Genomic DNA, 12,891 nt, shown 5'->3' with positions numbered 1-12,891 from the left:
CTCTTCACTCACGATAACTTGCCCGGTCTATGCGGCAACGACGAAACGCAAACAACTTCGCTATTTCTACTGGTTGCGATGCTCAAGAAAAGAGATAGCCTGTAGTTTTTCAAGGCAGCTCCCGTCGATATGTCGTATCTCAAACGCCTGTTCTCCCGGTGCCCGCCTGCACAATCAACTAGCACAACAATTCCCCATCGCAACGTTCGCTTTGCACTGGATGCGAGCATTCCCCGTTACTGGTATCGAGACTGGCCCCTCGTCACGCGTTTTTTTGATGGGCTGTCGATCATGTTTCCCCTCGGCGAAAAACTGTTTATTGATAGTGTCGTGCACTTTCGTGCCGCGATCGAAACAGATGCCACGCTTTGCAGGGCGGTTGACGAGTTTGTTTATCAGGAAGCGTCGCATATTCGTGAACACCGGCTGTACAACCAACTGCTGGCGGCACAGGGCGCGCCGATTGATGAACTGGAGAACCTTCTCCGGCGCCGACAGGAAGTCGGCAATCGGTTTACGCCTGCGACGCGTCTGGCCATGACCGCCAGCCTCGAGCATTTCACCGCCATTCTCTCCGATCAGTTGCTGCGCCACCCCGCCGTGCTGGAAGGCGCCGACCCTAGGATGGCCATGCTGTGGCGCTGGCACGCCATCGAAGAAACCGAGCACAAGGCTGTCGCCTTCGACGTGCTGTGCGCGGTGGTGCGCAATCCGCTGTGGCGCTACCTGATGCGCTGCGGGGTCATGCTGACCATGACGGCTTACTTTGCCGTCGACGTCATGTATTTCATCTACCGCCTGGCCGGGAATGATGGGCAACGCCGTAACTGGCGAGGGTGGCTGCGCTTGCAATGGTGGTTATTTGTGAACCCCGGCCCGCTGACACGCGCCTTTCCAAGGTGGCTGTTCTGGTTCGTTCCGGGGTTTCACCCCAACCGCCTCGACACCACTCAAGCCCTGGACGCGGCACGCCAAACGCTGGACGAATACGCCAGGCCCAATCAATGAACACGCCTTGGATGCCAGAAGGCTTTGACGATTGGCCGCTGCATTTTCCGGCCACGCCATTCGTAAGGCCTGCGGCGCACCTGGATTGGACGGGGCGATTTATCTCGTGCTGGGACAACCCCACGCCAAGCCTTCCCCCAAGCACCCTGGTGGTGCTGGTGGCCGGTTTGTTTTCTGAATGGTTGCCACGGTGTTTTCAGGATTGCGCCCAGGCGCTGAGGGACGCGGGTTATCAGGTGCTGCGCATGCCCGTACGTTCTTCGCGCGGGGTCATGGCGCAAGGCAGGCATATCAGCAAAGTGCTGACCGCCGAACTCCAGCACGGGCAACGATTTGTCCTGCTGGCGCACAGCAAGGGCGGGCTCGACGCGTTGGCGGCATTGTCTCAGGACAAAGCTTTGAGCGACGCGTGTGATGGCGTTGCGCTGGTGCAACCGCCGACCGGTCCGTCGACCGTCATGGATGAGGTGCTGGGTTGCGCCGCCGGGCAACCCGGCCACAGCTACCCGCTCGACCGGGTTCGCCGGGTGCTGGCAAAAACGCCGTGGATGGCCGCTGGCACACGGGATATCAGCAGCCTGCGCGACCCGCAAATCGCGCAACTACTCAATCAACTGCCCGCCGACTTGCATGCTACCCACGTCGTCAGTTGGACCGCCGCGCCCAGTTCGCGCTTCGACACCCATCATGCGCGCCTCAATGCCCAACGACCGGGTTGTGCCCATGACGGCCAGTTTTACATCGAGAACCTGCGCATCGAGGGCATGCCGCAGATTTGCCTGCCGCACCTCGATCACGGCCAGCCGGTGCTGGGCGGTGGTGGCTTTGACGCGACCCGTTTCTGGCTGACGCTGCTGAATGTGTTGCATGAGACCCGGCCCGGTCAGACCAGATAAATCTCGAACCCCGGGATACGTCCTGCATCCAGCGCCAACGCGGGGGCGGTGCCGACGCAAGGCGCCGTGTACAGATCCATGGGAATGGACACTGAGCGATAACGTTTCATCGCCCTCCACAGCGGATCATTGTCATACAGGCACATTTGCATCAGCGCGTACCGGCCGCGAAGACGCGCCCAGGCGACATCCAGCAGGGCGGCAAAAATCTGCGAGTTACGCTGCCGTATGTGTAGATGAGTCAAGTAGATGTCTTGCAGCGCCTGGCCTGGGGCGGCGATCGCCGGGCGACCCAACGCCGGCGCACAGGCATTGAACGCGAGGCGCAGCGCCTGGTGTGACAGCGGCAGTTTCTCCAGCACCACCCGCTTGATACGCCCGGCATCCCAAGGGGCGACGCAACCGAGCAGATTGTCTCGCGCGTCCACGGCCAGGATAAATGACTCGATACCGAAGTCCGGCCAGGTCTCCAGGCGCCGCGAAAACTGCGCTTCACTAAAGACGCTACCAAAGGGCTGGCCCGTCGATTCACTGTCGAGAAATGCCCGCAACGCATCGGCATGGCGGGGCTGTGCCTGGACGATGCGCACGTTCTCCACCGTTCGCGGCGCGCTTCCCCAGCCCCGCTGACCATACACGGCGACGTTGCTGTAGCCGCGCCAGTGGGAAAGCATCAGCGGATTGGCACGCCGACCACCGAGCAGCGAATGTGCCGCCAGCCGATTGCTGCGGATGACGCAGCAATAGGCGTGCTGCACACCGGTTTCATCGGCCAACGCTTCGAGCCGGACTTTGACCTCGGCCATCCACGACTTTGACAGGCGCCGGTCAGGCACCAGCCGCAGATCCCCCAGGTAAGCCACCGGCTGAATGCGCTCCTGCAAGTAGCCATCACGCACCACCAGGCTGGCGATGCCCTTCAGCTCACCGACCTCGCTTTCGGCAAGCCACGTTCGATGATCCGCGGCATGGCAATGGTGCAGCGCGAAATAGTCCGGCCCGCGATCAAAGCGCATCGGCAAGTTACCCTGCATCGCCCGCAGCGCCTGAAAGTCGAGCAGTTTCAGGTTGTCTGCAACGCTGGCCTGGCGGATCAGCATGGCGTCGGGCGCGCGTCTGCAAACAGGCGCAGTGCCAGGGGCCGAAGATTGTCGGGGTGCAATTCACACAGGCATGCTAGTTCGTCACCGGAGGCATAGCGGGGATTTTTTTCGAGGAAATATAGAACGTTGTTCAGGCGCAGATGAGGCGCTGGAACCTCGGCCAACTCCGTGGTCAGGCGACCTTGAGGCACGTCGAAAGACAGCACACCGGTGTTCGGATCATAGGCTTCGCCGAAGCGATCGATCGCCAGGTGATCCAGCAATGCCTGAGTATCAGGATCCGTCACCGCACCCGCGCGCGGGGCATAGCTTAGCGCCATGGCGCCCAAGTACCGATAGGTCCGGTGGCCCTTGCAGATCAGGAACCAATAGAGCGGGACGTCAGGCATCGCCTGCCAGATCTCCCCCGTCAGCCGCATCCAGGCGAATGCCAGTTGCTGGCTCCCCCAGTGTTCACGATCAATGATCGTATCGCCCGAAAAAATCACTCTTATCGGTTTGCCCGCCCAGGTTTTTTCATAAAGCTTGAGGGTGGTAAACCCGACAATAACTTCAGCTGCATCACGCAAAACGATGCAGTGGGTTTTGTCCTTGAGATCCTGATCAAAGCGTAAACGCGAGGTATCGTGGTACGACGCAGAATAAATCTCGAACATCCGATCAATTTCATTTAGGCGCAGCCGGGAGCATTCAAAGGACGTTGCGCATAAACTCATGGAGACCTTCTGCATCAAGAGCAAGATAGCCGGATTTTGGCGGGATCAATCGGCCGATGCAACGTAGACTTCCGTGGGTCAAACAGGTCAACCAAGTACAAACTTCACCCATACGTGTCCTGATATATCCAGGTGCCTTTATTCATGCCCCACGCCGCTACCAGTCTTGGTTTTAATACTTCCCGTGTGACCCGCCCCTTTAGTTGGCTAGTGGTCTACATCCTGGTGACCGGTGTTTTATATTTTCTCGTCACGCACTTCCCGATGGGGCCGGTGCGGATTATTCAGCCGGGCATGATTGACGCACACATTGCGAAGTTACCCTACACGCTGCCGCTGTATTTGAGTTATCTGTTGATCATGCCGGTCCTGGTGTTGATGGGCCGGCGTCGCGAGTGGCTGCTGCCGGCCTTTTTTGCCGCCGCCCTGGCCTCCGGGACTTGCCTGGTGAGCCACCTGTTCTGGCCCACCCTGGTGATGCGCCCGGACACTCCGTCGCAGTTGCTCACGTGGTTTTACCGGATCGACTCACCGCTGGCCGCCTCCCCCAGTGGCCACGTCGCGCTGCCAGTGGCCATCAGCGTGGTCCTGGGTTATCTGCGCGTGCGCCAGGCCCGGCTGTTTGCGCTGTGGAGCGTGGTGCTGGCCATGACCGTGCTGACCACCGGGCAACATGTCTTTCTCGACGCGGTATACGGCATTGCCGTTGGCGGCGCAGCGGGCCTGATAACCGTCCTGCTGCATCGGCTGAAGGTGGATTTGCGCACCATGGGCGCCATTCTGCTGGAATGGCTATGCATCATCGTGACGCTGCGCATCGCGATCTATGTCGCGGACTGGCGCTTGTATGGCCTGGCCTTCGTCATCATTGCCGCGCGCCAACATGCGCTGTTCATCCTGTACCACGACGCTACGCACTACCACCTGACGCGCCACCGCCGTACCAACGACTTTTTAATCAACCTGGCCATCGGTGTTCCGGGAACGGTGCCCATCGAGTTCTATCGGCCGCTGCACCTCGAGCATCATCAGCACACGGGCGCCGCAAGAGACCCGGAGCGGCGCTTTCTTTATCATCGACAACCCTGGCAGTTCCGGCCCTTGAGCGGGAGGTTGCTGCTCCGGCAATTACTGGGCGATTTGTTCATCATCAATATGCTGCGTAATCTGCGCGCTTACAAAAACGCAGGCGGCGCATCACTGAAGATGAGCCGGCCTGTTATGGCTGCGGGCATTATCTGGCTGGCGCTGTTGTCAGTGCTGGCCTGGCAATGTTCCGCACAAACACTGTTGCTGCTCGCCCTGCTATGGTTTGTGCCACTGGCCACGCTGGGCACCCTGCTGCAGAAAATCCGCAGTATTGCCGAGCACAGCGGTGGACCCGATGTAACCCCCGGCTGGCCGGAATGGACTTACGCATGGCAAGTGGGCTGCATCGGCAGGTTTTTCATTTGGCCGTATCACATCAATCTGCATTTGCATCATCATCGCAGCGCCAACCTTCCATGGCATGCCCTGCCGGGACTGGTCAGCGCCGATGAGCGTCTCATGGACTCCCGTGCGCTGCTGGCCCTGCTCTGGTCGGGGTCGAAGCAAAAAGGCTGAGTTCATTCGCTTCGGGCGAAAACGCTTGGGCTAACACACTTATTACGAAGCAACTCGGGATGCCAATGGCGCATAGAAACAGGGAAGTAACGAGCGGCCTGGATGTCGTCGCGGCCAACACGGCATTAGTCGTCGAAACCAATAACCTGCGCGGCGGCCATGATTCACAGGAAGCGTTGGCGAGCCTGAAACGGCTGATCATCGCTTTTGGCCAACAAACACTGGCACCGCAGACTTTTGCGCAGTGGGTCATCACCCATGACGGTCTGGATGCCCAGGCGTGCAACGAGCTTTCAGAACTGGCCGGGCGGCCGATCGACTTCATCGAAATTGATGCCCGCACCGGCTACTACGATGCGAAAAATGTCGGTTTCGACGCTGTCGATCAGCGCCGCTGCCAATACGTGGTCTTTGCCGATGCCGATTGCAGTCCCTGCCTCGATTGGCTTGAGCAGTTGCTCTCGCCCTTCGCCCAGCCCGGGGCGACGGCACCGATGGCGGTCGCCGGGCGCACCAGTTACGACGCGAGCCCGACCGGAAGCGCCCTGACCGCGATCGACTTCATGTATTTCCCCAGCCCGTTGCGCGAAGGCGCCACGCGCAACTTCTACGCGAATAACGTCGCGTTTCGCTGTGACACCTTCGAACAGCATCGCTATGAACCGCTCGATGGCGTGTACCGCGCGCATTGCCAGGTCATGGGCCTGCGCCTGCAAGCCGCCGGGGTTGCGGTGCAGTACGCCCCGCGCGCGCACACCGAACATAAACTGCCGGACACCCGTGGCGAAGTGGTGAAACTGCGTTGGCTCCGGGGCGGCGACAGCGTCGGCCTCACACCCTATCTGGTACGCGCCTATATGCCATCCTGGCTGCAATGGCTCGGCCGCAGTGGGCCGCTGGGCCCTTTTTGCGTGATGGCGGGACGTCTCGGTTACAGCCTGCGCGCCTTGAACCATCAGGATTTACCGCCGCTGCACGGTGTGCGACGCATCGCCGCGACGGTGATTGTAATTGGCATGTCGTTGCTCGATACCGCAGGTGCAATCGTTCGTGGGCTGGGCATCTCTGCCGGGCGCGCGAAAGCTCGCCATTCTGAAGCACTGTCCTATCACCGACCTTTGGATTGATACCGGGCAACGTCGCATTTTTTTGCACGTAAACCCGATTACAGGAAGTAATGATGAAAACTGACTCCTTCGCCTCACGCTGTTCCTACCTGACAGCCCTGGTCCTGCTGTCGCTGAGTATCCAGGCCAGCGCTACGCCAGCCGAGTTTACCGGCCGCGGCGTCTTTCACTTCGCCTCCACCGAGGGCTGCCCGCCAGACCTCATGGGCGGCACGACGGGCAATAACGCGCAGTGCAACCGCATCGCGCTGGATCTACCGGATGCTCGCGCCAGCCTCGACACTGAAGCCCACACCATCGTGATTTCTGCCTATGCCGCCCATGACAGTAAAACCGTGATCGGCGACGTACTGCTGCACGGCAGCGGTATCGCGTCTGACGGTCAGCGTGTGCCGTTGAGCCTGCATGTGCTGCTGCGCCGATCGGGCAAGACCTGGAAACCCGACACCTACGTCCACTCGCCGGTGCGCGGCAAATTCGACGACATCGTGATGCCTCCTTACCGGATCAGCGTTCGCGAAGGCAGCACTGAGCGCGTGCTGTTTACTGCCAAACAGGCGCGCGATGTGCTCGCGCATCCATCGCTTGCCGCGCGGGTGGCCAACTATTTCGTCGCCGTACGCCCAAGCGATGCGCAGAATCCTTCCGCCAACGACATTACGATTGCCCTCGGCGTCGGCAAGGTCTCGAAGTCACTGATGCGGGCCGGTTTTACCTCGGATGAATCGACCAGCACCGACCTGAACCAACTGCTCACCAATGGCAGCTGGGGTCTCAAACTGCAAGCGTTGAGCAGCCACATTCCGGTGTGGGTGGTGCAGCGCCAGCTGTTTATCTTCGGTCTCGAAGACAGTCCGCTGCTGCAGGACGTGCGTGAGCATGGCTTTAATAAACAGGACACGCTGGAATTCGGGGCTCGCAACGGCAAAGGTTATCTGCGTTACAACGATCGTGAAGAAGCCTTCCCCGGCGCCGCCACTTCGGGTTACGCGTTTATGCAGGACAGCTTTATCGGCTTGATCCTGGCCTGGCACCGCAAGCCGCAAGCGCAAACCACAGCAGCGACCGTCGACACCGCGCAGCAGTCGGCGCAATGACTGTGGTTGAACAAACCTGCGTCGATGACGGATTTGCCTGCCTGGCGACACCCAAGGCGCAAGGCCTGGGCGCCGTGCAGGCGCGCTGGGTGGACCGGATCAAGCGTGCCGCACTCGCACGTTTGCACCGCAGCCAACGCGGCGAAAGGTTGCTGCTACGCATGTACCTTGCCGGGGAAGACGCGACGGAACGCGCCCTGCTGGAAGAGTTATTGCCGCAGTCGCCCGACTGGCTTGAGCGTCAGGTCGAGCAGCATCTGGCCGATGAACGCCGGCATGTGACGCTGTTCAGCGAAGCATTACGCGCGGTGGGGGACGATGGCGAAACGCACCTGGCCCCGGACTGGCTCAGCCGGCGCAAGATCCTGCGCTGGCAACGCCTGGCGCATCGCTATGCAAAGCACTTTGAACACGGTTTGTTGGTGCCCGCTTACGCGACAGGGCTGTGCGCCGAGCAGATGGCCGAGCGCGTACTCAGTCGCCACTGCGCCGTCATCGGCCCCGAGCATGGATTCTATCCGTTGTTATCCCGGGTGCTGGCCGACGAAAAAGCCCACGTCCGGCTGTGCGAACACACCTTGCGGCGCATCGTCGGCCCCCAGGAAACGGGCCACCTGAGCACGTTGCTGGCCGAGATTCGCACGATCGAATCCGGCTTCGGCGTGACCGGTGCACTGGCGATGTACGTGGCCGGCTGGGTCTATGGCGGGACACGCGGTGGTGACCGATGAAGCCGCGCATTCTCTACCTCGCCACCGCCGATGCACGCGGCCATTTGATGCGCGCACAACTGCTGGTGCACGCGCTGCACAAGGCCGGCACGCAGGTCGAAGTGCTGACCACCTCGGACGAAGGACAACGCTTTCTGGAAAGCTTCGGCATCAAGGCCGAGATCCTGTCGCGGCACTATGCGGTTCAGTTCGACAGCGGGCAGAACATGCTGCGCAAAGCGACCAACAGCAATGTGGCGCACTATGTTTTTCGCCCTGGCAGGATGTTTCGCGACATCGTCCGCCTGCGCGACAAACTGCGTAGCGTCGACCTTGTGATCAATGACTCCTTCCACCCGGCACTGCTGTTCATGGGCACGGTGCCCGGGTGGCGACACAAAGTCGTGCATGTGTACGGTGCGAGCCTGAAGGTCGCGTTGATCAACAATTTCGAGGGCATGTGGCCGCGCGCCTTCGGGCGGTTGTTCGGCTGGATCGTCGGCCGGCAGATAGACGCGGCGCGAGCGTGTATCGAGCATGACTTCGCCCATGAGATCGACGATTCCAAGGCACCAGCGCTGTTTCGATTACCGACCCCGGTTGCCCTGGCTGACACGCAAACGCCATCACAGCCGGTTGGCGCGGCGATTTACCTGAATCCGCATTTCAGTGACGTCAGTCTGGCCGAAGCCTTGAGCGCGGGCATCGCCGATGCAGGCCTGAGCGCCCATCAAGTGGGCGAAGGCTACGCCGGTGTTGGCGGCTGGCTCGGGGTTGACCCGGACTGGGCCAGCCGCGCGGCGCAAGCGCAGTTGATCGTATCTGCACCGGGCATGGCCGCGTTGTCGATCGCGCGGGTCTATCGGCGGCCGATCATCCTGGTCCTCACCGATCAGCCCGAACAGGCCACCAATGCCGCCCGCGCGGCACAGTTACAGCTAGAGCACCGGGTGGTGACCTGGCGCAGTGACGTCGCTGATTTTCGCGGCCAGGTGGCGAAAGCCGCAGCGGAATTGACCGAGACTCAAGCGCCTGATCGCGACGGAGCGACCGGCAACGCGTGCGCCCAGGCGCGGATCGACGCGTGGGTCAGTCGCCTGCTCAGCTTGTGAATCCGCTCACTCACGCCGCCACACACAAGGAGGTGACGCAGGTGTCCAAACCCAATTCCCGTGCCGGCGACAATCCGGCCCTGAATGCTTTCACGCCGCCCGCTGAACTCTTTGCGTTGAAACCGTGGCTCACTCTGCTGGCACTGCTGGCGGACTGGGGATTGATCGCTGCGTCATTTGCCGCGGCGGCGCTGTGGCCGCACCCGATCACTTACCTGCTGGCGGCGATCATCATTGCCCGCAGCCAACTGGCGCTGGCGGTGATCATGCATGAAAGCGCCCATGGCGTGGTGCTGCGCCATCAGGGTCTGAATGATTTTATCGGGCAGTTTTTTGCCGCCGGTCCGTTGTTCCTGTCGCTGCACACCTACCGTGCCGGGCATTTGAAACATCATCTCGCGCCGATGCGGCATGACGACCCGGTGGTCGCGGTGTTTGGTCTCGGTGACTTCCCGCTGCCCAGGGGCAAACTCGCCGCAAAGCTGTTGGCGGACATCTGTGGGGTGGGCTACTTCATCAGTGCTGGCAAATTTGCCCGCGGCGACTATCGGGACATCATGCCCAAGGTCAATAAATCACCGGGCCAAATGGCGTGGGAAGTCTTTTCAATGCTCGCCAGCAACGGTTTGCTGCTCGGCGTACTGGCGTGGTCCGGGCACGCCTGGCTTTACCCGATCTTGTGGTTGCTGCCGGCCATTACCCTGCTGCCCTTCATGGGCCGCGTCCGGGCCATCATGGAGCACGCCGGCCTGCCCGCCTGCGATGACCAGAGCCAGAATGCGCGGAGCATTGTCCGGGGCAACTGGCAGACCTTTGTGTTCGGCCCGCACGCCATTCACTACCACATCGAGCACCACCTGTTTGTGCGCGTGCCCTTCTACCATTTGCGCAGCGTGCATCAACAACTCGTGGCCCGGCAGCTGGTACCCACCGGCAATCTCTATAACGGCTACATCGGGGTCTTGCGCGATGTCAGCCTCCCGGCCGCTAAATTGCCGACCGCCTGATTCGACATCCTGCGGGGTTGCTCAACTGGCGGCGTCGCCTTTTGGGGTTCACAGTCCTCTGGCTACCCCCTTACGGATAGCTGAACCCCTTAACCAGCGTCAACTCCCCCACCGCCCGCATCGGCACCAGGAACGTCTCCATCTTCTCGTTGGGCGTTCCTTCCTCGGTGATCACCGTCACCTGCGCCGTGGTCAAAGCCTGAACCGCATCCTCCTGCCCTTCCTCATCATTACGATAGCCACCGCCAAAGTAATTCACATACACCAGGTACTGGCCTTTGATCGGCGCCGGCATGGCGAAGATTTCCGGGCCATACCCCGTGGTCACGTCGACATCGAGCGCCGCGCCATTGGGTGCAACCCGGTCGCCGTACCAGATGTGGGCGCCATCCGGGGTAATCAGGTGCAAGTCCAGATCGGTGTTGTCGCTGTCCCACGACAGCAGCACCCGCAACTTGGCCGGCGTCGCCCCGCCACTGACATTGAGGAACTGCGTGCGATGCCGTTGCTGGCCATCAGGGCTGCGCACTTCAACGCTGTTGCTGCCATTGGGAAACGAGAACGGTCGATCAAAGCGTCCAGCCGGATCGATTTTCAGCGGCATGCTGACGCCATTGACGATCAACCGCCCAGGCTCACTCGACTTGGGTGTGGCGTTGATCTGCCCGGTAATGCGCGCGGTGTTGGCCTGCCCTGCCGGTGTATTCACCGAGGAGGCCGGGTAGTTGACGCTCTGGCGAAAGTTTTCGCCTTCGCCCTCGATGGCGCCGGTACGCCAGCCACCGACGGGGGTGTCGAGTTTGACGGCAGCATCAGCAGCGAAGGTCGTCGGCAATACGCAAAAAGAACAGAGGAACAGGAAGACCTGTGGATAACGGAGTTTCATGGCCTATTCCAGCAAGAGGTGGCGGGCGAGCCCTTCGATGTAGGTTTCATCCTGGCCATTGGGATGTGCTTCAAAGGCCAGGTGCAAGTATTCGTGGGTCAGGTCGAGGCGGTCCTGCAACGACAGCACGCCGCGCACGTAAATGCGCTGGCGTTCGCGGTCGACATAAGGACGGCCAAAGGCCAGGCGGCAGACGGCGAAGGTGTTGACTTCGTTGTAGCCGACTTCGTTTTCGAGTTGCTGGCGCCAGCCGCGACGTTGTTTTTGCAGCCAGTCTTGCGCGGCGGGCAACGCTTCGCAGGAGGCGACAGGGTTGTCCCAGCGGCTGAGGCTGGCGCGCGGGTAGGCGTGCAGCAGAATGGCGTCGTAGCGTTGGCCGGCGCTGGCTTGTTCGACGGCTTGTTGCCAGGACAGTTTGTCCGGTCCGGGTTGGTCGGAGTGATAGGTGACAGTGCTGCCGGCCAGGACCAGGTCGCTGGTCCAGGCGGCGATGTCGCGCGCTTCGGCAGTGGCCGGACGTGGGGCGACCCGTTGACGGCTGCTGCTGTCGTCGATGCTCAGGCAGTCGCCGTTGCGCGTGGCGTTTTGCAGCAGGTAGGTTCTTATCGCGATGGCCAGGGCTTTGGCGGCTTCAGCGGGTTCGGACTTGGCTTCGCGCTGGAGGACGCGGGCGACGTATTCTTCGCGGTCCAGGCGCGCGACCAGCTTGTCGTTGAGTAAAAACAATTCGCCGTCGCTGTGGATGTTCAGTTGATTGCCGTTGGCGAATTCGACGCGGTAGTCGCCCTGCAAGGGGCCCGACTCGACCACCCGATCCCCCGCCAGGACGCGGCCGACCGGATAACGCGAAAACAGCCCCACCTCAACGCAACGCCCAGCATCCACGGGCCAATCCGTCGGCACCACCGAAGCCAGCGCCACACCATAATTGCGCAGCACCATTTGACTGGTCCCGCGCCCACCAGCCCAGATCGGCGTGCCATCCTCTGTCCAACCGGCAAACCCGCCCTGACGCGACGACGGATCCTGATCTCCCAACCAGCTCCAGGTTTTCACCCGCAACCGGCCACCGAGTTCGCCCACAGCATTGCCGTCAGCGGCGTTCAACACCACGTCCAGCAACACCCGCCGCGCCTGATCCTGCGCCGGCATCACGGTCAGCGCCTTCAATAATTCCGCCACGGGAACCCGCGTCGCAGGCTGCAACGACGGCAAATTCAGCAACCATTCCGGCGCCTGTCGGGCCTGCCAATATTTACGCCAATCACCCTCGACAATGCCCAGCCGCGCAGGCTCAAAATACAACCCGCACGACTTCACCAACGCCTGATCACGACCAATCCTGCCGCCCGCGGTGCAGCAATACACTTCTTCCTTGGACTGCCCGCGACATTCATAAGCAGGTTCCCGCGCGCCGGTATCCACCAGCCAGCCGTAGACAAACAGCTTCCACAAACTCCCTAACGGCGTCTGCAGATCTGCAGGCAACGGCTCGCGGGCCATCACCTGGGTCTGGCTCAGCGACAGCAATTCGCCCTTGAAGCCCAGTCGTAACGGTTCGTCCTGCGCTGTCGCCAGCGCAGGGAGCAAACACAACAGCCACCAGACCAGAGGCCGGGTCATG

12 protein-coding genes are annotated in these 12,891 nt (G+C 61.3%); 8 read left to right on the top strand and 4 right to left on the bottom strand.

Features of this window, described 5'->3' with window-relative positions:
• The first annotated feature begins 129 nt into the window (after positions 1–129).
• The gene (locus HKK53_RS24405; protein WP_169372896.1) at positions 130–1,008 is read left to right on the top strand and encodes a metal-dependent hydrolase; all 879 of its coding nucleotides are present in this window, start codon (positions 130–132) and stop codon (positions 1,006–1,008) included.
• A complete protein-coding gene (locus HKK53_RS24400) occupies positions 1,005–1,904 on the top strand; it encodes an esterase/lipase family protein (protein ID WP_169372895.1) in 900 nt (299 codons plus the stop codon). Before HKK53_RS24405 ends, HKK53_RS24400 begins: the two co-directional genes overlap by 4 nt.
• Here HKK53_RS24400 and HKK53_RS24395 read toward each other — a convergent pair.
• Both HKK53_RS24395 and HKK53_RS24390 read right to left on the bottom strand, forming a co-directional pair.
• Positions 1,892–3,004, bottom strand: a complete 1,113-nt coding sequence (locus HKK53_RS24395; protein ID WP_169372894.1) for a hypothetical protein — start codon at positions 3,002–3,004, stop codon at positions 1,892–1,894. The genes HKK53_RS24400 and HKK53_RS24395 overlap by 13 nt on opposite strands.
• On the bottom strand, positions 2,998–3,663 hold the full coding sequence (locus HKK53_RS24390) for a hypothetical protein (RefSeq protein WP_202027608.1): 666 nt from the start codon (positions 3,661–3,663) through the stop codon (positions 2,998–3,000). Before HKK53_RS24390 ends, HKK53_RS24395 begins: the two co-directional genes overlap by 7 nt.
• A 204-nt stretch (positions 3,664–3,867) precedes the next feature.
• Between HKK53_RS24390 and HKK53_RS24385 the strand changes: the two genes are divergently transcribed.
• From HKK53_RS24385 to HKK53_RS24360, 6 genes are all read left to right on the top strand, one after another.
• Positions 3,868–5,328 (top strand): fatty acid desaturase, encoded by a 1,461-nt coding sequence (locus HKK53_RS24385; protein WP_169372892.1) that lies wholly within the window; start codon positions 3,868–3,870, stop codon positions 5,326–5,328.
• 65 nt (positions 5,329–5,393) lie between these two features.
• Positions 5,394–6,455: a glycosyltransferase gene (locus HKK53_RS24380; RefSeq protein WP_237150601.1), complete on the top strand. Its 1,062-nt coding sequence runs from the start codon at positions 5,394–5,396 to the stop codon at positions 6,453–6,455.
• Between the two features lie 53 nt (positions 6,456–6,508).
• The gene (locus HKK53_RS24375) at positions 6,509–7,552 is read left to right on the top strand and encodes a hypothetical protein (protein ID WP_169372890.1); all 1,044 of its coding nucleotides are present in this window, start codon (positions 6,509–6,511) and stop codon (positions 7,550–7,552) included.
• On the top strand, positions 7,549–8,283 hold the full coding sequence (locus tag HKK53_RS24370) for a hypothetical protein (RefSeq protein WP_169372889.1): 735 nt from the start codon (positions 7,549–7,551) through the stop codon (positions 8,281–8,283). The genes HKK53_RS24375 and HKK53_RS24370 overlap by 4 nt, the downstream gene beginning before the upstream one ends.
• Entirely contained in the window at positions 8,280–9,374 is a 1,095-nt protein-coding gene (locus tag HKK53_RS24365; protein ID WP_169372888.1) for a hypothetical protein, read from the top strand. The genes HKK53_RS24370 and HKK53_RS24365 overlap by 4 nt, the downstream gene beginning before the upstream one ends.
• Positions 9,375–9,415: 41 nt before the next feature.
• Complete coding sequence (locus HKK53_RS24360) at positions 9,416–10,381, top strand: fatty acid desaturase family protein (RefSeq protein WP_169372887.1); 966 nt, start codon at positions 9,416–9,418, stop codon at positions 10,379–10,381.
• A 70-nt stretch (positions 10,382–10,451) separates the two neighbouring features.
• Here HKK53_RS24360 and HKK53_RS24355 read toward each other — a convergent pair whose 3' ends face one another.
• Both HKK53_RS24355 and HKK53_RS24350 read right to left on the bottom strand, forming a co-directional pair.
• Positions 10,452–11,267: a YfaP family protein gene (locus HKK53_RS24355; protein ID WP_169372886.1), complete on the bottom strand. Its 816-nt coding sequence runs from the start codon at positions 11,265–11,267 to the stop codon at positions 10,452–10,454.
• A gap of 3 nt (positions 11,268–11,270) precedes the next feature.
• A complete protein-coding gene (locus tag HKK53_RS24350; RefSeq protein WP_169372885.1) occupies positions 11,271–12,890 on the bottom strand; it encodes a DUF2300 domain-containing protein in 1,620 nt (539 codons plus the stop codon).
• Between the last annotated feature and the right edge of the window lies 1 nt (position 12,891).

Origin of the sequence: Pseudomonas sp. ADAK7, from assembly GCF_012935675.1 — a bacterium.
GTDB lineage: Bacteria > Pseudomonadota > Gammaproteobacteria > Pseudomonadales > Pseudomonadaceae > Aquipseudomonas.
Note: the sequence above shows the minus strand (reverse complement) of the source record. Positions and strands in the feature narration are given on the sequence as shown.